Origin of the sequence: Streptomyces sp. NPDC017991 (genome assembly GCF_044328075.1) — a bacterium.
Lineage (GTDB): Bacteria > Actinomycetota > Actinomycetes > Streptomycetales > Streptomycetaceae > Streptomyces.
Genome location: NZ_JBIRGP010000002.1, coordinates 55,211 through 74,509, shown reverse-complemented (window position 1 = coordinate 74,509; position 19,299 = coordinate 55,211). Strand labels below are relative to the sequence as shown.

Genomic DNA, 19,299 nt, shown 5'->3' with positions numbered 1-19,299 from the left:
AAGGAATCCATGAACAAGGCTGTGAACGACGGGTCCGGCGTCTGGTCCGCGACGGGCTTCCGCCCCGGAACCAGGGCCGGAGCGCGGGCCGCAGCGCGTGGGCCCGTCGACGGGCCCGCCGGTGAGGTCTGGTCCGGGAGCTGGGTCGCCGGACGCCTCGGCGTCGAACTCGTCGGCGACGAGGGGCTCGGGGAACTCCTCGGGCTCGCGCTCCGGCGCAACCCCAAGCGCGCGCACCTGCTCGTGTCGAACGTGCTGGGCAAGCACGTACCGCAGTCACCCGCCGTCGTGTACGGCTACGGATTCGCGCTCGGGCTGCGCGTACGCGACCTGCTCGGAGAGGAGGCGGCGAGCCGGGCCGTCGTCCTCGGGTACGCCGAGACGGCCACCGGGCTCGGCCACTCGGTCGCGGACGGCGTGGGCCTCGCCCCCTGCCTCCACTCCACCCGGCGCCCGGTCGAGGGCGTCGCGACGGCCGGCGGCTTCGAGGAGTCCCACTCGCACGCCACCTCGCACCTGCTGCTCCCGGAGAACCCCGGCCTGCTGGCCACCGACGGCCCGCTCGTCCTCGTCGACGACGAGTTCTCCACCGGCAACACGATCCTCAACACCATCCGTGACCTGCACGCACGCTATCCGCGCGGCCGGTACGTGATAGTCGCCCTGGTCGACATGCGCTCGGCCGCGGACCTCGGACGCCTCGCGGACTTCGCCCAGGAGATCGACGCGACCGTGGACCTCGTGACGGCCGCCTCCGGCACCGTACGGCTGCCCGAGGGCGTACTGGAGAAGGGGCAGGCGCTGGTCGCCGAGCACGAGCGCAAGTACGAGCGTGAGGCGGTGGCCGAGTACACGGGAGCGGCCGAGCGCGGGGGAGCGGCCGTGGCCCCGGAGCCGCGCCCCGAGCCCGGCGTGATCGCCCGGGTGGACCTCGGCTGGCCGCAGGGCCTCGCCGACGGCGGACGGCACGGCTTCACGCCCGAGCACCGCGTCCGTCTGGAGGGCGCGCTGCCCGCCATGGCGGCCCGAATAGCCGAGGCGCTTCCGCCCCGCGCCCGCCGCGGGCGCGTCCTCGTACTCGGTTTCGAGGAGCTGATGTACGCGCCGCTGCGGCTGGGTGTCGCACTGGAGAAGCTGACCGACGCCGAGGTGCGCTACTCCACGACCACCCGCTCACCCGTCCTCGCTGTCGACGACCCCGGCTACGCGATCCGCACCCGGCTCGTCTTCCCCGCCCACGACGGCCCGGCCGACGGACCCGGCGAGCGGTACGCCTACAACGTCGCGGGCGCCGGCTTCGACGCCGTCGTCGCCGTGGTCGACTCCGCCGCCGACACCCCCGAACTGCACGCCCCGGACGGCCTGTTGGCACAGCTCGCCGCGCACGCGGGCAGTGTGCTGCTGGCCGTCGTCCCCTCGTACGTCCCCGAATCCTCCGCGTACGTCTCCGAAACCGCTGAAAGGCCCTTGATGCTGCCCGAGCCCCTCCGTGGCCCCGACTTCTCCTCGTACGCGGCGGACGAGGTCGGCTGGCTGCTGCAGGACCTCTCGGACACCCACCTCGAAGCACCCACCGAGGAGCGCGAGGAGGCCATCCAGAGCGGCGGCGCCCACTACGCGGAGTCGCTGCCGGTGGAGTACCAGCCGAGCCCCGAGTACCAGGAGCTGTTCCGCGACGCGCTCGCCGGCTCCGCCGCCCGGATCGCCCTGGCCGTCGGCGCGGTCACCGAGACCGTCCTCGCGGAACGCTCACCGCGGCCCGTGCTGGTCTCCCTGGCCCGCGCCGGCACCCCCGTCGGCGTCCTGATGCGCCGCTGGGCCCAGTACCGCCACAGCCTTGACCTGCCGCACTACGCCGTCTCCATCGTGCGCGGACGCGGCATCGACGCCAACGCGCTGCGCTGGCTGGCCGCCCACCACGACCCGGCCGACATCGTGTTCGTGGACGGCTGGACCGGCAAGGGCGCCATCACCCGCGAACTCGCCCAGGCCGTCGAGGAGTTCGAGGCCTCCGACGGAATCGGCGGCTTCGACCCGGAGATCGCGGTCCTCGCCGACCCCGGTTCCTGTGTGCGCACGTACGGCACCCGTGAGGACTTCCTCATCCCCTCCGCGTGCCTCAACTCCACTGTCTCCGGCCTCATTTCGCGTACGGTGCTCCGCGCCGACCTGGTCGGGGAGCACGACTACCACGGGGCGAAGTTCTACCGCGAGCTCGCCGGCACGGACGTCTCCGTCGAATTCCTGGACGCGATCTCCGCCCGCTTCGACGAGGTCGGCGACGCGGTGGACGACCGGGTCAAGGAACTGCTCTCCGCCGACCGGGCCCCGACCTGGGAGGGCTGGGCGGCGGTCGAGCGGATCAGCGAGGAGTACGGCATCCACGACGTGAACCTCGTCAAGCCGGGCGTCGGCGAGACGACCCGGGTGCTGCTGCGCCGCGTCCCCTGGAAGATCCTCGCGCGGGCCGGGGCGGGCGCCGACCTCGACCACGTACGCCTGCTCGCCGAACAGCGCGGCGTACCGGTCGAGGAGGTGGCCGAACTCCCGTACACCTGCGTCGGGTTGATCCACCCCAAGTACACGCGCGGCGCGACCGGCGCCGACGGCAGGGCGGTGACGGTCTGATGCCCGGACCCACCCCTCGGGTGCTGGTCGCCAGCGACCTCGACCGGACCCTCATCTACTCCGTCAACGCGCTGGCGCTGACCGGGCCCGACGCCGAGGCGCCGCGGCTGCTCTGCGTCGAGGTCTACCAGAACAAGCCCCTGTCGTACGTGACCGAGACCGCGGCCGGACTGCTCACCGAACTGGGCGGCGTGGCGGACTTCGTCCCGACCACGACCCGTACGCGCGAGCAGTACCGGCGGATCCGGCTCCCGGGCCCCGCCTCGAAGTACGCGATCTGCGCCAACGGCGGCCACCTCCTCGTCGACGGAGTCTCCGACCCGCGGTGGCAGGCCCGGGTGACCGCGCGCCTGGCGGACGAGTGTGCCCCGCTGGACGAGGTGCGCGCGCACATGGCGGCCACCGCCGACCCGGCCTGGGTGCTCAAGCAGCGGGTCGCCGAGGACCTCTTCGTGTACTTCGTCGTCGAGCGCGACCTGCTCCCCGCGGAGTGGGCGAAGGAACTGGCCGTCTGGGCGGAGAACCGCGGCTGGACGGTCTCGGTCCAGGGCCGCAAGGTCTACGCCGTACCGAAGCCGCTCACCAAGAGCGCGGCCATGCGGGAGGTGGCCCGCCGTACGGGTGCGGCCCTCACTCTCGCGGCCGGCGACTCCCTGCTCGACGCCGACCTGCTGCTGGCCGCGGACCGCGCCTGGCGCCCGGGCCACGGCGAACTGGCCGAGGCGGGCTGGACGGCGCCGGGGGTCACTTCGCTTCCGGAGCGGGGTGTGGCCGCGGGGGAGCGGATTCTCCGGGAGTTCCTGGGCGGGGTGCGGAGCGAGGTGCGGGGCGGGACGCGGAGCGAGGTGCGGGGCGAGGTTCGGTAGAAGTCCGGTTCTCCGCGCGCCGTCGGCCGCCCCGCCCGGGCCTGAAGAGGCGCACGCCCACGAGCACCAGCAGCGCGAGCGCGGCACCGGCCAGCACCACCTTCGAGTACGCCGACACGTAGCCGGCGACGTCGGTCCAGTTCTCGCCGAGGAAGTAGCCGGCGAGGACGAAGACCGTGTTCCAGATGGCGCTGCCGAGGGTGGTCAGGCCGAGGAAGACGGGCAGGGGCATGCGTTCGACGCCCGCGGGAACCGAGATCAGGCTGCGGAAGACGGGGATCATCCGTCCGAAGAAGATGGCCTTGGTGCCGTGCCGGGAGAACCACGCCTCGGTCTTCTCGATGTCCGACACCTTGACCAGCGGCAACCGCGCCGCGATGGCCACCGTGCGGTCGCGGCCGAGCAGCGCGCCGACGCCGTACAGCGCGAGCGCCCCGACGACCGATCCGGCCGTCGTCCACAGCAGGGCGGCGAACAGGTTCATCTGTCCGGTGCTCGCCGCGAACCCCGCGAGCGGCAGGATCACCTCGCTCGGGATGGGCGGGAACAGATTCTCCAGGGCGATGGCGATGCCCGCGCCGGGAGCGCCGAGCGTGTCCATCAGGCCGTTGATCCACTGCGGTGCGCTGCTTTCGGTCACGCACCCGACGCTAGAGAACGGAAGCTGAAGGCAGACTGAAGCCGGGTTCGCCGGGGTCGGGCGCGGGTGTCAACGGCTGTGGGCGGACGCCGGCGTCAGCGGCTGTGGGCGGGCGTCAGCCGCAGCAGCCTCCGCCGCAACAGCCGCCACCGCCACCTCCGCCTGCGCCGCCCGGTGCGGGTGCGGGCGCCGAGGAGGAACCGCCGACCGCCACCGTCGACAGCAGTTTCACCGTGTCGTCGTGGCCGGCCGGACAGTCCGTGGGCGCGGACGACTCGGCCATCGGACGGCTCTTCTCGAAGGTGTCGCCGCAGGTCCGGCAGCGGTATTCATAGCGAGGCATGCGCACAGGTTAGCGGGCGGAGCGCCCCTCTCCCAGAGGAGCCGGAGTCGTAGCCCGAGCTGAAGCCGTAGCCGGGCCGGGCCCCGTGGAGCCCGAGCCGCCCTGGGCCAGTGCTTTCGCGCGCAACTCGTCCCCGGCCCGCGCCCGCTGCTCACGCTCGGCCTGTTCGGGGTGGCGGGACCGCCAGTACGGGTTGTCGTGGGGAAGGGCCGAGCCGACCCGTCCGTACATCCCGAAGAACATCAGCAGTACGCCGACCACGAAGCTGAACAGCACGTTCGGGATGCGGAAGGCGAGGAAGTTGAGGTCGGTGTCGAGCAGGGCGAGGTTCACGAAGCCGCTGAGGATGAAGAGGACGCCGAGAACCATGTTGATCGTCGAGGCGACGTTGCCGCCGATCACCATGCCGACGAAGAGCAGCAGTCCGACACAGATGGAGAGCACGCTGAGCGCGCCGTTGGTGCTCAGCCCCGACACCCTGTCCCCGTGGGTGTCGAAGAAACCGACCTTGTCGATCAGCCCCAGGATCCCGAAGGCGAGCAGCACGAGCCCCATGAGCCCCGCGCCGATCCGGTAGAACGTGCTGAGCCGATGATCGACCGGCAGATGCTCGTCGAGCCTGATCCGCCGCCTGGGTGCCGTATGCAGTACATGCGCTGCCATGTCCGCCTCCGCGGGTGTGCTCCTCGGGTGCGATTCTCGGGGCGATCTTCGGGGTGCGATCTTCGGGGTGCGATCTTTGGAGTGCGAGGGGAGGAGGTCGGTCCGCTCTCCACCTCCCCAGCATCCGCCCGGCGAGCCGGTCCCGCCAACCCTGGGATCCGGGGCCACCGGTGGATCAGTGGCCGGTCCGGTCGATCGATGGCCGGTTCGGTCAATCTGTGGTCGGTACCGTGCACTCGATGGAAGTGAATTGCGGCAGCGGACAATAGCTTTTTGCCGCTCGTGCGCACCGGCGCGGTTGGATGGACGTATGAATTTGCGTACCGTGGCCGCGGTCCTCTGCTGCGTGGTCGCCTCCATTGTCCTACTGGCCCTGCTGGTTCGATTCATTCCGCAGCGCTGGCGCGAAGGCCCCGCATTGAAGGATTCCATCGAACATTTCTCCGCCCTTAACAGGACGCTGTTCAGTTTCATCCTTGCCCTCTCCATCGTTTCCGCCGGAACGAGTCTGAGCAAAGCCGCCGACCAGGTCAGCGACGAGGGTGCGAGCCTCACCAATCTCTACTGGGCGACCCGGCCGCTGCCCGACACCATGCGCGGGTCGGTCCGTCAGCTGACCCGCCAGTACACGGCCACGGTGATCAACGAGGAGTGGCCGGCCATGGCGAGGGGCGGGTCCAGCTCCCAGGCGCAGGACCAGTACGACGAGCTGCGGCGGGCACTGCAGGACGCCCCCGGCGGCGAGTCCGAGCAGGCGCAGGCCTACACGCGGGACTCGCTCGTGGCCCTCCGGGCGGTGGGGGACGCCCGGCGTGCGCGGATGATGTCGGTGTCCCAGGAAATTCCGAATTACCTCTGGATCGGACTGATCCTGTCCGCGATGCTTCTGGTGATCGCCGCCGCGATCCAGATCCCGGCTCTGACAGGCGTGGGAATCGCAAGCATCGCCATACTGACCCTGCTGGTCTCCGCGGTGATGGCATTGCTGGCAGCCATGAACCATCCCTTCGGCGGAGGAGTCCACGTGGAACCGGACGCGCTGCAATTCGCACTGCGCCGCTTCGCGGACATCTGAACCCCCGCGGTCCGGGAGGCGGCCCGCACCCCCGACCGAGCCCGCAAACGTAAGGCCCAGGCATCCGGTTCTACACCGGCTGACCTGGGCCTTAGTCGTGTCCTGGGCCTGGTGGACGCGAACGGTTCCGAACCACCGACATCCGCGCGGCGCGGTCACTGGCGGCGCCAGGAACTGGCCTGGTCGCCGTGCACGTACGCGGTCGAGCACGCGGACACCCCGGGCATGACGCTCGTGGTCACCACCGCCCAGCCGCATTCAAGCAACTGGCAACTGCTGCCGCCGGGGCTGGGCTTCGGCTCAGGTCAGCCCTGCTGGTGGCGGCTGGACCGGTGCCCAATGTCCGCGCGAAGAAGGGGGCGCCCATACCGGTCCGTCGCCGGTCGACGGGCGGAAGACGGGCAGCAAGCACCATCTGATCTGCGACGGACGCGGCACCCTGTTCAAGGTCATCACCACCGACCCCGACCTCGACGACGTCACCCAGACCCTCGCCCTCTACGACCGCATCCCGCCTGCTCGGTGACGAAGGCTACGACTCCAACGCTCCAGCAGTGGGCTCGCGGTGACGGGCTACTCTTCGGAATCGGGGTCTCTCTCAGGGGTGTCGTCGTACAGCGTGATCCTCCATGAGAGGTCCTTGCTGCCACCATCGCCGACACGGTGGTACTCGCTGGAGATGTCTATGCCGAGTCCAAGCTCCGCCGCAGACTCCAAAGCACGCTTGACGTCGTCCAGCGTGTTCAACCACATCAGCTTGATCGGGTTCGGCTGAACCTCGTCCGCCATGCGCCCTCCGCACCTTGAAGCCATCTGTCTGCCCAGTCTCAATCCTGCATCAACCCGGCTCTCTAGGCGCCGTTCCGCCGACGGAAATGCTGAGCGCCGGCGTCCGGCAGGTAGGACGCCTTGAAGCGCGGGATGTGGGGACGAAAGTCGAGGCCGAGGGCGCAGCGACGGGCGGGAGCCTTGTAGGCGATCTTGCAGCGAACAGTGAGCACGATGATGTCCGGCCGACCGGCGTCGCTGCAAAGGGGTCCTGATCAGTGGCGGTCATACGGGAAATGGGGAGAGGGTTGGCGTCCGGCGGCGGGTGCTGCACATTGCTGTAGTTGCTGAACCTCGCTGGTGTACCGAAGCAGTCAACTTGGAGCTGCTGCAATCGCGTTCGTCGCTGTTCTCGCTTATGCGCCTGCGTTCTCGGCAACGCAGACGTAGGTGGGGGGCTGTGAACTGTCCTCGTTCGGAAAGTCCAGGACGCCCGGGTAGGTCATCCTTGTGTCCGGATACGACCCCTCACAAGACTGTGGATTGTCCGAGAAGACTGAAGTGCCGTCCGTCCGGATTGCTTGTCCGTCCGAACCGACCAGGTACGCACGTGTCTTGCCGTCCCTGTCGTCCGGTCCCGTCTGCTGATGCAGCACCAGAGCCAGGACCACGCCGACAACGGCCGCGACGGCTCCCCCGGCCATCGTCGCTCCCCAAGGGAACCGCGGAGGTCGAGGGGGCGCGTCATCACGGACGACGGGGATGTTCTCCAGCGTGTCCCCGTTGTGGAAGGCAAGCACTTCGTCAGGACACGGTGGCCTCCGCGGCGGTGGTGTACTCACGGTTCCCCTGCTTGCTACGCGTGACGGCCACCGTAGGACACCTGCTTCACACGCGGGGTGAATACTGCTGCTCAGGTGCGGGGGCGGCGGTGGTGCGACGAAGGGGTGGGGCGGCCATGGGGAAACCGTTGTTGAGCTACGGCGAGCGGGCGATGCTGACGATCATGTTCCCGCCCGCGATCGGGTTCGGTCTGGGCTCCTTGATCGGCATGGCGGTCGTCGGGATCATGGGAAGCGAATCGCCGTGGACCGTGATCTGGTGGCTCACCGTGCCGATCGCACTGGTCTCCGCCGTCCTCATCTGGCGACAGACGGGCAAGCCGGAATCCGACGGCGCCGCCGGCTCCGACTCCGGGACGGACTACGACGGCGGCTTCGGCTGGGACTCGGACTAGCCTTCGGCAGCTGCCGCTGCCCAGGGGCCGCCTTCCCCCACAGCTAGTGGTTTCGGGCACTCGACGCGACCGGCGGGGCCACCACCGGCCATGAAAGACCAAGGCCCAGGCATCCGGCATCACACCGGCTGACCTGGGCCTTGTCCGTGTCCTGGACCTGGTGGGCGCGGACGGTTTCGAACCGCCGACATCCGCCTTGTAAGGGCGGCGCTCTACCGCTGAGCTACGCGCCCGGGACGAGTCGACAGCCTACATTGCCCGGGGTGGTGCCCCGCAAACCCGTTCCGAGGGCCTGGACGGCTCCGGGGGATGCGGGGGTTTTCCCCACCCCGGATCCGGGAGTGGTCCGGATCCCGCGGTGGGGGACGGGTCCGTACGGTCGAAGTGTTCGGGGCGCAGGTGAGGCCTCGGGCGTTCGAATCTGGGGGGAGTCCCGTTATGAGTGGCCGTCAGCGTTCTTCGAGTACGAGTACGAGTACTGGTGCGAGCAGTGGTGTGCGGGGGCGTCGGCGGGGGTTTGCCGTCTTCGGCGTGGGTGTGGTCGCCGTGGGGCTTCTTGTCTCCGGGTGTGGGAACAGCGCGGATGAGGACACGGATCCGGAGACGCGGTCGTTCGCGATCGAGGGGCGGACTCTGACCGTCGACTCCGATGACTCGGCGCTGGAACTGGTCGTGGGGGATGTGGACGACGTACAGGTCACCCGGTGGTTCAAGGCCAGTGTCGCGATCGGCAAGGATCCCGAGATCACCTGGAGCATGGACAAGGACGACACTCTCAAGCTCCGGGTGCACTGCGCCGGTGTCGTCGCCGACTGCTCGGCCAAGCACCGGATCGTCGTGCCGCGCGGGGTCGCCCTCAAGGTGCAGGACCAGGACGGGAGTGTGCGGGCCACCGGGTTCGAGGAAGCCCTCGACATTCGGGCCGCGGACGGGTCCGTGCGGGTCGAGGATGTCTCCGGGCGCCTGACGCTGCGTACCGAGGACGGGTCTGTGCATGCCTCCGGTATCGACTCCCGGCGCGTCGATGTGAACACGCAGGACGGCTCCACCCGTCTCGAATTCGCCTCCGTTCCGGACCGGGTCTCGGCGCGTGGGCAGGACGGTTCGCTGACCATCGGGCTGCCGCACGCGGAGTACCGGGTCACGACCGGTGCCCAGGACGGGTCCGTGGACGTGTCGGTGCCGCGTGACAACAGCAGCTCTCATGTGGTGTCCGCCCACACCCAGGACGGGAAAGTCACGGTGCGTACCGCGAACTAACCGGCCCGTGTGTTCGTCCTTACCTGGTGGGAGAATGAATCGGGGCCACCACCTGGGCAGGACGGATCTCAGCACGGGAGAGGGAAGTGACGGCGACACCGGCGACACCTTCACAGCCGTACACGCCGTTTGTGCCGTGCGCACAGCAAGTACCTCGGTCTCGTGCCGGGTTCAGGCTCGGGATCGGTTTCGGGATCGGGATCGGGTCTGGGTTCACGAAGGTGAGCAGGGCGACCAGTGCTCGTAGGAGCAGTGCCGGGCTTGATCTGCTGGGGCTTGTTCTGCTGCCGGTTCCGCTGGTTGCGCTCATGCTTCCCGCCGCCTTCGCCGGCGGGGGTACCCGGCGGTGGTTCGGCGGGCGTTCCGAGAGCCAGCGGGCCGAGGCGCAGGCCGCGAAGGACGCCGCGGCGGCCGCGTTCTACGAGCTCGATACGGCGCAGCGCGATCTGCGGATCTCGATAGAGACCATCACCGCCGTCGACGACACCCCGCCCGCCCGGCGCGCGGTCGCCGACTTCGAGGCGCTCGGCCGGCGCATCGACGAGGTCAGCCACACGTACATCGACGCGGTGGATGCCCATGATCTCGACCGGGACGACCTGGAGGCCTCTGTTGCCGCCCATGCGCGCACGGAGCTGACCAGGGCCAAGGATGAGCTGGCTCGGGTCAAGCAGGAGCTCGACCGGTTCGAACAGGGGCTCGGGCCGCTTCTCGGCAAGGCCGAGACACAGCTCGCCCGGCTCGCCCCCGCCGTCGAGCGTGCCCGGCAGTCCCTGCTTGCCGCGTCGAACGCGTTGGACGCGGTGCGCGGCACCGGCCTCAAGGCCGACGATCTGGCCGCCCGTCTCGCCGCGCTCGCGCCCGAACTGACCAAGCTCAACCAGGGTGCCGGGCAGCACGGCGTGCCGGAGACGCTGGAGCGGGCCGACCGGGTCGCCCGGGACGCCGGTGCCGTGCGCGCGGAGGCCGAGCGGTTGCCGGAGCGGGCCACCGAGATCGACCGCCGCCTTGTGTCGCTGCGTACGCGCGCGCAGGCGCTCACCACGCGGTCCGGGCAGGTGAATCCGGTGCTCAGTGAGTTGCGGCGGCGGTTCGTGGCCGAGTGCTGGCAGGACCTCCAGCATGTGCCGGACCAGGCCGCGGATGCCGTGCGGCAGGCCGAGGTGAAGCTGGCGGAGGCGCGGACCGCTCGCGAGGAGCAGCGGTGGGCCGACGCGACGGCCCTGCTGTCCACCGTGCGCGCCCTGCTGAACGGGACCGACGAGGCGGTGTCCGCGGCCGGGGATCGGCTGCGGCGGCTGAACGAGGTGTCGAAGGACCCGCAGCGGGAGATCGAGCGGACGCGGTTCGCCATCCGGGACGCGCAGCGGCTCGCCATGGCCGGGCGTAACACGCCCGATCCTCGGCAGGCGCGTCCGCTCGACGATTCGGTGGCTCGGCTGGAGCGTGCGATCGGGTCGTTGGAGGGGCGGCATCCGGATTACTGGCACTTCTTGACTGAGCTTGAGGCTGTGCGTGCGACTGTCGGGGGGGTGGTTTCGCAGATTCGGGAGGAGCGGGGGGCTGGGGCCTGACCGTTCGGTCCGTGCGGGGGTTTTGGCTGCGGGTTCGGTGGGGGTTTGTTGCGCAGTTCCCCGCGCCCCTAGGGGGTGGGGGGCGCCCCGGCTTTTGGCTTGGCCGGCGTTTGGAGCCTGGGTGGGGTGCTTCGGCTGCGGGTTCGGTGGGGGCTGGGCGCGCAGTTCCCCGCGCCCCTAGGGGGTGTGGGGGTGCGCCTCGATTTTTGGCTTTGCCGAGTGGGGGCGGGCGGCGTGTTGCGTCTGCGGGTTCGGTGGGGGCTGGGCGCGCAGTTCCCCGCGCCCCTAGGGGGTGGGGGTGTGCCCCGATTCTTGGCTTTGCCGAGTGGGGGGGGGGGGGGGAGCGGGTGGCGTGTTGCGTCTGCGGGTTCGGTGGGGGCTGGGCGCGCAGTTCCCCGCGCCCCTATAGGGAGTGGGGGTGCGCCCCGGCTTTCGGGGTGCCTCGGGCGTGGAGGTTGGGGTTATGACGGGTCCCGGTTCTTCGGGGCTTGGGGGTGTTTGACGCTCATTCGGGCGTCCACCTTCTCCGTGGGCGTCACCTCCGACCAGAAGCGGTGGCAGGTCACGAAGACCGCCAGTTCGCGTTCGCGCTGCCGGAGCTTTTCCACCTCCGCCTGTTCGTCGGGGGTCCAGCCCGGGGAGGCGGGGCGTTCCACCTTGCGCCAGCCGTGGTCGTCGCTGAAGCCGTCCAGGGGCTCGACCGACCAGGGGAGCCGCTTCAGCAGGGCCAGAAGTTCGGCCCGGACCTGATGCAGCTCCTCCTGACCGGCCAGGAGGTCGCTTGGGAAGTCGTAGGTCGCAGCCACCCGGCAATGGTACGTCTGTTCGATTTTGCGATGCGAGTTCTTCGAGGGACTTCGTAGGGGGACTTCGCACCCACGCTCGCGTTGTCAGTGCCGCGCGCGAGACTGGACGTATGTGCCGCAGCATCAAGACTCTCCGACCGCCCGTCCTGCCCGAAGAGGCCACGGAGGAGGACATCCGCGCCGCCGCCCTTCAGTACGTGCGCAAGATCTCAGGCTTCCGCGCCCCGGCCGCCCACAACCGCGAGGTCTTCGACCGTGCCGTCGACGCCGTCGCCGAGGCCACGGCCGAACTACTGGCCGGACTGGAGGTGAAGGGGCAGAGGGGTCAGAAGGGGCAGAAGGGGTAGGGGGGTAGGAGGGGCGGATGAGCCAGGCTGCCTGCACCTCGTAGGGCAACCCCGCTTCGGTCTCAGGCGTTCTGGCCCGGTTCCGGTACGGATACGGGGACGGGTGCGGGCGCTGGTACGAGAACGGATACCGGCGTCGGTGTCGGGCGTCGCATCAGGTACGCCGCCCCCGCGCCCGCCCCGAAGAGCGCCACCAGCGAGATGCCGGAGGCGAGCCACGTCGCGCCCAGCCACTGGCCGCCGAAATAGCCGAGGGCGACGCTGTACGCGGCCCACGCGAGGCCCGCGAGGATCGACCAGGGCAGGAACTCGCGTACGCGCCGGTGTGCGGCCCCCGCGCCGAGGGAGACCAGTGAGCGGCCCGCCGGGGCGAAGCGGGCGAGCACGACCAGCGTGCTGCCGCCACGGGCGAGGGCCGCGCCGAGACGTTCCTGCGCCCCGCTCAGACGCCGGGAGCGGGCGATGGCACGGTCGAGCCGTTCACCACCGCGCCAGGCCAGCCGGTACGCCACCAGGTCACCGAGGACCGACGCGGTCGCGGCGGAGAGGATCAGGGAAAGAATGTCCGGCACGTGCTGGACCGCCGCCCCGGTGCCCGCCGCGGCAGCCGTCGCCGCCGTGATGACCAGCACGCCGCTCGGCAGCACCGGCAGAAAGACGTCGAACAGAACCGACAGCGCCACTACCGCATAGATCCATTGGCTGTAGATCCAAGGGGTGCCTGACAGCGACCCCACACTCTCAAGCACCGAAACTCCCCTGTGTCTCCCCCGTAGGCCCCGGACCGTGCCGCGGTGCCGCGGTGTCGCGGGGGAGCGGCAGGAGCGGCCTGTGACAGCCATACAGCGTACGCCTCGGGTGCGACAGGAGATCCACAGGGGGCTCGTGTGATCGCCACACCATGTTCACCCGGCTGCCACACCCCCACGAACTCCGGTCCCGCGCCCGGCTACCGGATGCGTATGGACGCCCGCTTCGGGCCGCCCGGCGCCGACCCGGCCGCGGCGAGGGCGGGGCGAGGGCGGGGCGAGTGCGGGGCCATCACGGGGAAGTTCCGGCGCGGCGAGGCCGCTGCCGGCGTGCTGCACACCGAGCCGGGCGGCGCGGGCGCCCGGCTCGTCGTGCCTCACCGTGCCCTCCGGGTGGGCCGGCTGACGTCACGCCCCGCGGAGGGGGCGAATCGGCGTCGTGGGTCACGCCCCGCGGAGGGGGCGAATCGGCGTCGTGGGTCACGCCCCGCGCAGGGGGTGAACCGGCGTCGTGACGGGCACGGTGAGGCCGGTGTCAGGCCGCGACGGGCTCCGAGGGGCGGTTCTCCCCGCTCGTCGCGGACGAACGGCCGGGGATCAGCCGGTCCAGGCCGAACGCGCCCGAGCCGGTGAAGACGAGCAGGAGCATCGACCAGCAGTACATGGCCGCGCCCTCCCCGCTGTTCTCGATCGGCCACAGCGCCTCGGGCTGGTGCACTTTGAAGTACGCGTAGGCCATCGCGCCCGAGGCGATGAACGCGGCGATACGGGTGCCGAGGCCGAGCAGGACCAGGGTGCCGCCGACGAGTTCGATGACGGCCGCGTACCAGTTGGGCCAGGCGCCGGTCTCGACGGTGGCGCCCCTGCCGTCCAGGCCGCCGAGGACGCCGAGCAGCGAGACGGCGCCGTGGCAGGCGAAGAGCAGGCCGACGACGATACGGAACAGGCCGATGGCGTATGGCTGGGCGCTGTTGAGGCGTCCGGTCATGTGGGATGACTCCTTCGGTGTCGGTACGGTCCTTGGCGGACCGGTGGGGGACGTAACCGAGTGAGTGCTCTACGTTAGGTCTGCCTATTCAATGCTTGCAAGTTCAACTTTGGGCCATGGTTTTTCCGTCGATACCGGTGTCGATACGGGTTCCGCGTCCGCCTCCGCGCCCCGTCCGACCTCGGCGGCAGCCGTTCGCAGGACGGCCCGCGCGACCGCGTCGGCGTCCGACAGCGTGACCGAGTCCACCCCTGGACGGACCCCGGCCGCGGTCACCCAGTGCACCCCCTCCGTGGGCACACCGATCGCGAACCGGCGCATATGCGGGCGACCTTGACGGTCTATCAGGTGGTAGGGCCGCTGGGTGACGTCCAGCCCTCCGGTCTCGTAACCGTCCACGGTGTGCGGGCGGCACTGGCCCGTCTTCAGCAGCCGGGCGAGCAGCGCGTCGGCGGTGCGCCGCAGGTCCGGTTCCGGCAGCCGGGCCTCGACGAGCGTGGTCGCCGACACGGTGGAGCCGGGTACGTCGGGGGAGTGCGCCACCCACGCCCCGTCCTCGGCCCGCACCTCCAGGCGCGGCCCGATCACCTCCAGCACGCCCGCCTCGATGAGCGCCGCCATCTCCTCGATACGTCGCCGGGGCGGGCCGATGGACAGGAACGCGTTGAGCGGGGTGTACCAGCGGTCCAGGTGCTCCCGGCGCGAGGGGCCCGCGAGGCCGCCGTGGTCGACGATCTGCCGCAGTTCGTTGCGCAGGTCGCGCAGCACGTCCAGAGCCGCCTTGAGCGGGCCGTCGACATTGCCGAGCGCGGCCTGTTCGGCGTCCTCGCGCAGATGGGCCAGCAGCCAGCCCCGGAAGTCGGCGGGGCCGGTGAAGACACGTCCGCCGTGGGGGCGTGAGACGCGGTCCCAGGACCAGCGAGCGGCAGCCGGGACCCCGAACTCGTCGAGCACCGACGCCTCTTGGGGATCCCGGTGCGGAACGGCGAGGAAGCGCTCACGGAAGCCGCGTACCGCCGGTTCCGCCGGGACATCGGTGGCGCCGCGGGTCAACAGGGTCTCGTAGTAGACCGTTTCGACCTCCTTCGCCACCAACGGCCATATCTCCGTCAGGAAGTCGGGGGCGTCGCCCGAGTCCGCGCGCTTGCGGAAGCCGGAGATGGCCTCCGGAGTGAGCACGAGCGGGATGTGCCGGCCGTACGGGCCCTTCGCGTTGTCACCGCGCGCCTGGTACGGAATGCCGCGCCGGGAGCCGGCCACCAGACGCGGCTCGCGGCCCGAGGGGAGATAGTGCGTACCGGCCGGGGTCCGCACGAAACGGCCGCCGCGGCCCGTCGTCAACAGGGCCATGTGGTCGAAGAAGTTGAGGCCCAGACCGCGCAGCAGGACGGTCTCGCCGGGGATGACACGGGAGAGGTCGAGGTCCGCCGGGTTGGCGGGCGGGACATGACGCAGCCCGTGCCGCTCGGCGTGCGCGGACAGCCGCTCCTGCGCCTGGTCCGCCACGGCCGGCAGATGGCCCTGGGCGAGGACCACGGCCGCCAGGCACGTCAGGACACGGCCGTTGTCGAGTACGAGGGTCTGGAGGCCGTCGGCCGCGTCGTCGAGGCGGGTCGCGCGCGCCCGGTGCGTCTCGATCCGCAGGGCGGGCGGCGCCCCGCGGACCACCTCGCCGAAGACCCACTCCAGGTACCGGCCGTACTGGGCGCGGGTCGGATAGTCGTCCGGGCCCAGCCGTCCGGCCGCCTGCCCGCCCAGCTGTCCTTCGGTCTGTCCGTCCAGCCGTCCTTCGGTCTGTCCGCCCGCCCAGGCGTGCAGACCGGGCCCGGGGCGTATCGGACCCGAGCAGTCCACGCTGTCGTCGGTGAAGAGGGTGACCTGGGAGGCCACGGTGTTCATCAGCAGCTCGGCCGGCTGGGCGGTGCGCCAGACGCGGCCGGGGCCGGGCGGTGCCGGATCGACGACGTGGACCGTCAGACGCGTGCCGGGCATAAGGAGTTCGGGCGCGGAGGCGCACAGGCGTTCCAGCACGCTGGTGCCGCGCGGCCCGGCGCCGACCAGGGCCACGGAGACGCGACCTCTCGGTTCCGTGGACCCGGCGGTTCTCGTTGGTCCCGTCGGTTCCATCGGTTCCATCGGTTCCGTCGGCTCCGCGGTCGCTGCAGACAAGGGTGTGACTCCCGGACAGGTGGGGCATACGCGGCTCACCGCCCCGGTGGAAGCGGACGGTCCGCATCATCATGCCGTCGCACACCACGGGAACCGACCCCTGAAACGGATCAACGACGCCGGTTGTGGGATGCCTCACGGGACGCTAGGGACTCATGCGCACCAAGCAGCAACATCACGGGCAACACACGCAATAGGCGTACGAGGTCAAGCACAACGCCGCGTCAAGCGCAACGCCCCGCCAGGGGCGGCGCCCCTAGGGGCGCGGGGAACTGCGCGCCAAGCCCCCACCGGCCGGCAGACGAAGAACTCCCCACCCCCCACCCCGCCACCCCCCCCGCCCCCCCCCGGAGGGAGGAGCGCTCAGCTGAGGACGGACTCCACGATCGTCCGCAACCGCGCCCCACCCCCACCCTCCTCACGCGCGTGATCGAGCCGCAGCCGAGCCGAACGCCCGGTCAGCGTCAGCGTCATCAACTGGTTGCCGAACCAGGGCCCGCCGGTCTTGCGCCAGTCCACCGGCGGGGCCGTGACCCTGCCGTGCCGGGCGAACCGGCGGCCGAGCGCCCGGCCCACCCCGCTCCAACCGAAGCGGAAACCGACCTTGATGTACGGCGGGATGGAGTTGTGGACGGGGGAGCAGGTCAGCTGGACCACCCGGGCGTCGGGGCCGGGCAGACCCTCACGCCAGACCGGTTCGGCGATGTACGCGTGGTGCACGTCCCCGGACAGCACGCACACCGTCGCGGGCGCCTGGGGCCCCGAACCGGCCTCGGCGATCAGCTCCGCCAGCTTGTCGAAGGACGACGGGAACGCGGCCCAGTGCTCCAGGTCGGCCGCCCGCCGCAGTTTCTCCCCGCGCCGAGCCCAGCGCTCGCCCCGCTCGCCCCGGCACATCGCGGCGTTCCACGCCTCCGCGTCGTGTACGAGGTTCGGGAGCAGCCACGGCAGGGAGGTACCGATGAGCAGGTGGTCGTAGGCGCCGGGGCCCTCGGGTGCCTGCTCGTCGAGTACGTGCCCGTCCATTATCTGCTCGCGCAGCCACTCCCACTCCGCGGGGTCGAGCATCGAGCGGTTCTGCTCGTCGAGGACGCGGGCGGCGCGGCTGTCGACCATCATGAGCCGGGTGCGGCCGAAGTCGCGGCGGTAGCTCCAGCGGACCGAGGCCGGGTCGGCGTCGGCCCGGGCGGCGAAGGCGCGCAGGGCGTCCGTGCCGTCGGGCGTGCCGCGGACCTCCTCGTACAGCGGGTCCTCGGCGAGGCGGTCGGGGGAGAGGTTGCCGAGGTGCTGGTGGACCCAGTACGACATCAGGCCGCTGAGCACGCGCTCACGCCACCAGGGGGTGTCCCGCATGTCGGAGACCCAGGCCTCGCTGGTGTTCCAGTCGTCGATGACGTCGTGGTCGTCGAAGATCATGCAGCTGGGCACGGTGGAGAGCAGCCAGCGGACCTCGGGGTCGAGCCACGATTCGTAGTAGAGGTGCGTGTACTCCTCGTAGTCCGCGACCTCGGCGCCGGGCGGCTGGTCCAGGCCGCGGCGGGTCTGCAGCCAGTGGCGGGTGGCCTTGGACACCTCGTCCGCGTACACCTGGTCGCCCAGCAGCAGGAGGACGTCCGGGCGCTCGCCCTGCGGGTCCGCGGCGATCCGGGCCGCGAGGGTGTCCAGGGCGTCCGGGCCGACCGGGTCCTTCTCGCCCTCGGGCGGTGAGGCCCAGCGGCAGGAGCCGAAGGCGACGCGCACGGTCTCGTGGTCGTCCACGGGGGCGTGGATGGCCGAGGGCGGGAAGGGGGAGTCGGGGAGGGGCCAGACCCGCTCCCCGTCGAACAGCACCTCGTACGCGGTGGTCGTGCCCGGTGTCAGTCCGGTGACCGGGACCAGGGCGTAGTGGTGGCCCGACACCTGGAAGGTACGGGACTCACCGCCCGAGCCGTCCGCACAGCGCACCTCGGCGGTGGCCGGACGGCTCGCCTCGACCCATACGGTCGCGGACGAGCCGTCGACATACCTCAGCAGTGGACCCAGGCGCAGGCTCGCCACGTGATCACCCTCCTCCGTCGCCCCGTACGGTACGGAACGACGGAGGCCGGTGGGGAGGTTCCGGCGAGAGATCGCGTGAGAAACGGGTCCCGGGTCAGGTCAGCAGCCGCTGAGGACCGAGGTGAGCCTGCTCTTCTCCGCGGAGTCGACGGAGAGGTCGTAGTAGTACTTCACCTGGACCCAGGCACGGACGTACGTGCAGGCGTAGGCCGTGCGGGACGGCATCCACTCGGCCGGGTCCTGGTCGCTCTTCGACTGGTTCACGTTGTCCGTGACGGCGATGAGCTGCGGGCGGGTCAGGTCGTTGGCGAAGGCCTGGCGCTGGGCGGTGGTCCAGCTGTCGGCGCCGGAGTCCCATGCCTCGGCCAGCGGCACGAGGTGGTCGATGTCGAGGTCGGAGGCGGCGGTCCAGGTGGCGCCGTCGTAGACGGAGTACCAGGAGCCGCTGGTGGCCGCGCAGGCGGAGCTGGTGACGACGTTCGTACCGTCACGCTTCAGCACGGTCTCGCGGGTGTTGCAGGTGCCGCTGATGGTGATCCAGTGCGGGAAGAGGTCGCGGTCGTACCCGGTGCGGTCCTCGGTCGACACGGTGAGCGAGGCGAGGTAGGTGCGGGCCGTGGCGGCGCTGACCGGGGTGGGCAGGGCGGCGGAGGCGGCCGGGCCGTTGAAAAGCCCGACCATGGCTATCAAACCGGCGAAGGCGGCCACTAGACTCAGCCGTCGACGCGCGTAGACCTTCGGCATGCGAACTCCCTAGGGGTGGGGGGAAGTTGACCTGCGAGCGACTGAATGCTCGCGGGGGTCGGTTTCCGGGAGGTGTGCGTCAGGTGAGAAGTTAGTGACGTGTTCATGACACGACAAGGGGCCGAGCGGGATTCGGTGGGATTCAGCGGGGGTTCGCGGGGTTCCGGTGGGGTTCGGTGGGGTCTCGGCGGGGCTTCGGGGTTTCGGGTGACTTGTTCGCTTTGTTCCGCACTTGCGTGGAGCTGGTGCGGGGTGGGGGCGGAACGGGTGCGCGGGGTGGGTAGCGGGATTACCGTTTTGTTTTGTACCGTGGATGAACAAAGTGGTCCCCGCTCGCACTCCCTGACCGGCGGGCGGGGCCACCTTGTCTCTCGGAGGCGTGCGGGGTCCCACCTCCGCGCCTTG

General features: G+C 70.6%; 16 protein-coding genes, 1 tRNA gene and 1 pseudogene. 7 read left to right on the top strand and 11 right to left on the bottom strand.

Annotated features, from left to right (window positions below):
• The first annotated feature begins 9 nt into the window (after nucleotides 1-9).
• Both ACH4DZ_RS04975 and ACH4DZ_RS04970 read left to right on the top strand, forming a co-directional pair.
• Complete coding sequence (locus ACH4DZ_RS04975; RefSeq protein WP_398285538.1) at nucleotides 10-2,628, top strand: phosphoribosyltransferase; 2,619 nt, start codon at nucleotides 10-12, stop codon at nucleotides 2,626-2,628.
• Nucleotides 2,628-3,494, top strand: a complete 867-nt coding sequence (locus ACH4DZ_RS04970; RefSeq protein WP_398285537.1) for an HAD family hydrolase — start codon at nucleotides 2,628-2,630, stop codon at nucleotides 3,492-3,494. The genes ACH4DZ_RS04975 and ACH4DZ_RS04970 overlap by 1 nt, the downstream gene beginning before the upstream one ends.
• Nucleotides 3,495-3,506: 12 nt before the next feature.
• Here ACH4DZ_RS04970 and ACH4DZ_RS04965 read toward each other — a convergent pair.
• The 3 genes and pseudogenes from ACH4DZ_RS04965 to ACH4DZ_RS04955 form a co-directional block, all read right to left on the bottom strand.
• Nucleotides 3,507-4,095: pseudogene (locus ACH4DZ_RS04965) on the bottom strand (DedA family protein); the annotation flags it as partial.
• Between the two features lie 154 nt (nucleotides 4,096-4,249).
• Entirely contained in the window at nucleotides 4,250-4,477 is a 228-nt protein-coding gene (locus tag ACH4DZ_RS04960) for a zinc ribbon domain-containing protein (protein ID WP_398285536.1), read from the bottom strand.
• A 9-nt stretch (nucleotides 4,478-4,486) separates the two neighbouring features.
• A complete protein-coding gene (locus ACH4DZ_RS04955) occupies nucleotides 4,487-5,140 on the bottom strand; it encodes a DUF4383 domain-containing protein (RefSeq protein ID WP_398285535.1) in 654 nt (217 codons plus the stop codon).
• Between the two features lie 310 nt (nucleotides 5,141-5,450).
• On the opposite strand from ACH4DZ_RS04955, the gene ACH4DZ_RS04950 reads away from it, so the two are divergent.
• On the top strand, nucleotides 5,451-6,215 hold the full coding sequence (locus ACH4DZ_RS04950; RefSeq protein WP_398285534.1) for a hypothetical protein: 765 nt from the start codon (nucleotides 5,451-5,453) through the stop codon (nucleotides 6,213-6,215).
• Nucleotides 6,216-6,788: 573 nt separating this feature from the next.
• On the opposite strand, the gene ACH4DZ_RS04945 is transcribed toward ACH4DZ_RS04950, so the two are convergent.
• Nucleotides 6,789-7,004 (bottom strand): hypothetical protein, encoded by a 216-nt coding sequence (locus ACH4DZ_RS04945; RefSeq protein WP_398285533.1) that lies wholly within the window; start codon nucleotides 7,002-7,004, stop codon nucleotides 6,789-6,791.
• Nucleotides 7,005-7,941: 937 nt separating this feature from the next.
• Between ACH4DZ_RS04945 and ACH4DZ_RS04940 the strand changes: the two genes are divergently transcribed.
• Nucleotides 7,942-8,220: a hypothetical protein gene (locus ACH4DZ_RS04940; RefSeq protein ID WP_398285532.1), complete on the top strand. Its 279-nt coding sequence runs from the start codon at nucleotides 7,942-7,944 to the stop codon at nucleotides 8,218-8,220.
• A 158-nt stretch (nucleotides 8,221-8,378) separates the two neighbouring features.
• Here the strand turns inward: ACH4DZ_RS04940 and ACH4DZ_RS04935 are convergent.
• Nucleotides 8,379-8,453: transfer RNA gene (locus ACH4DZ_RS04935), tRNA-Val, on the bottom strand.
• Between the two features lie 298 nt (nucleotides 8,454-8,751).
• Between ACH4DZ_RS04935 and ACH4DZ_RS04930 the strand changes: the two genes are divergently transcribed.
• Both ACH4DZ_RS04930 and ACH4DZ_RS04925 read left to right on the top strand, forming a co-directional pair.
• Nucleotides 8,752-9,480, top strand: a complete 729-nt coding sequence (locus ACH4DZ_RS04930; RefSeq protein ID WP_398285531.1) for a DUF4097 family beta strand repeat-containing protein — start codon at nucleotides 8,752-8,754, stop codon at nucleotides 9,478-9,480.
• A 65-nt stretch (nucleotides 9,481-9,545) separates the two neighbouring features.
• Nucleotides 9,546-11,054 (top strand): hypothetical protein, encoded by a 1,509-nt coding sequence (locus ACH4DZ_RS04925; protein WP_398286204.1) that lies wholly within the window; start codon nucleotides 9,546-9,548, stop codon nucleotides 11,052-11,054.
• Between the two features lie 461 nt (nucleotides 11,055-11,515).
• Here the strand turns inward: ACH4DZ_RS04925 and ACH4DZ_RS04920 are convergent, their stop codons facing one another.
• On the bottom strand, nucleotides 11,516-11,860 hold the full coding sequence (locus tag ACH4DZ_RS04920) for a hypothetical protein (RefSeq protein ID WP_398285530.1): 345 nt from the start codon (nucleotides 11,858-11,860) through the stop codon (nucleotides 11,516-11,518).
• Between the two features lie 110 nt (nucleotides 11,861-11,970).
• Here ACH4DZ_RS04920 and ACH4DZ_RS04915 point away from each other — a divergent pair, with 110 nt between their 5' ends.
• Complete coding sequence (locus tag ACH4DZ_RS04915; RefSeq protein WP_398285529.1) at nucleotides 11,971-12,207, top strand: DUF2277 domain-containing protein; 237 nt, start codon at nucleotides 11,971-11,973, stop codon at nucleotides 12,205-12,207.
• 62 nt (nucleotides 12,208-12,269) lie between these two features.
• On the opposite strand, the gene ACH4DZ_RS04910 is transcribed toward ACH4DZ_RS04915, so the two are convergent.
• From ACH4DZ_RS04910 to ACH4DZ_RS04890, 5 genes are all read right to left on the bottom strand, one after another.
• Nucleotides 12,270-12,956 (bottom strand): DedA family protein, encoded by a 687-nt coding sequence (locus ACH4DZ_RS04910; RefSeq protein WP_398285528.1) that lies wholly within the window; start codon nucleotides 12,954-12,956, stop codon nucleotides 12,270-12,272.
• A gap of 535 nt (nucleotides 12,957-13,491) precedes the next feature.
• Nucleotides 13,492-13,944: a DoxX family protein gene (locus ACH4DZ_RS04905; protein ID WP_398285527.1), complete on the bottom strand. Its 453-nt coding sequence runs from the start codon at nucleotides 13,942-13,944 to the stop codon at nucleotides 13,492-13,494.
• A gap of 84 nt (nucleotides 13,945-14,028) precedes the next feature.
• Entirely contained in the window at nucleotides 14,029-16,071 is a 2,043-nt protein-coding gene (locus ACH4DZ_RS04900; protein ID WP_398286203.1) for an FAD/NAD(P)-binding protein, read from the bottom strand.
• 405 nt (nucleotides 16,072-16,476) lie between these two features.
• Entirely contained in the window at nucleotides 16,477-18,150 is a 1,674-nt protein-coding gene (locus tag ACH4DZ_RS04895) for an alkaline phosphatase D family protein (protein ID WP_398285526.1), read from the bottom strand.
• Between the two features lie 99 nt (nucleotides 18,151-18,249).
• A complete protein-coding gene (locus ACH4DZ_RS04890) occupies nucleotides 18,250-18,894 on the bottom strand; it encodes an HNH endonuclease family protein (protein ID WP_398285525.1) in 645 nt (214 codons plus the stop codon).
• Between the last annotated feature and the right edge of the window lie 405 nt (nucleotides 18,895-19,299).

Bases quoted from the DNA above. Each gene is read 5' to 3' on its own strand.
- ACH4DZ_RS04975 (WP_398285538.1), top strand. From the start codon at position 10: ATGAACAAGGCTGTGAACGACGGGTCCGGCGTCTGGTCCGCGACGGGC.
- ACH4DZ_RS04970 (WP_398285537.1), top strand. From the start codon at position 2,628: ATGCCCGGACCCACCCCTCGGGTGCTGGTCGCCAGCGACCTCGACCGG.
- ACH4DZ_RS04960 (WP_398285536.1), bottom strand. From the start codon at position 4,477: ATGCCTCGCTATGAATACCGCTGCCGGACCTGCGGCGACACCTTCGAG.
- ACH4DZ_RS04955 (WP_398285535.1), bottom strand. From the start codon at position 5,140: ATGGCAGCGCATGTACTGCATACGGCACCCAGGCGGCGGATCAGGCTC.
- ACH4DZ_RS04950 (WP_398285534.1), top strand. From the start codon at position 5,451: ATGAATTTGCGTACCGTGGCCGCGGTCCTCTGCTGCGTGGTCGCCTCC.
- ACH4DZ_RS04945 (WP_398285533.1), bottom strand. From the start codon at position 7,004: ATGGCGGACGAGGTTCAGCCGAACCCGATCAAGCTGATGTGGTTGAAC.
- ACH4DZ_RS04940 (WP_398285532.1), top strand. From the start codon at position 7,942: ATGGGGAAACCGTTGTTGAGCTACGGCGAGCGGGCGATGCTGACGATC.
- ACH4DZ_RS04915 (WP_398285529.1), top strand. From the start codon at position 11,971: ATGTGCCGCAGCATCAAGACTCTCCGACCGCCCGTCCTGCCCGAAGAG.
- ACH4DZ_RS04905 (WP_398285527.1), bottom strand. From the start codon at position 13,944: ATGACCGGACGCCTCAACAGCGCCCAGCCATACGCCATCGGCCTGTTC.
- ACH4DZ_RS04900 (WP_398286203.1), bottom strand. From the start codon at position 16,071: ATGGAACCGACGGGACCAACGAGAACCGCCGGGTCCACGGAACCGAGA.
- ACH4DZ_RS04890 (WP_398285525.1), bottom strand. From the start codon at position 18,894: ATGCCGAAGGTCTACGCGCGTCGACGGCTGAGTCTAGTGGCCGCCTTC.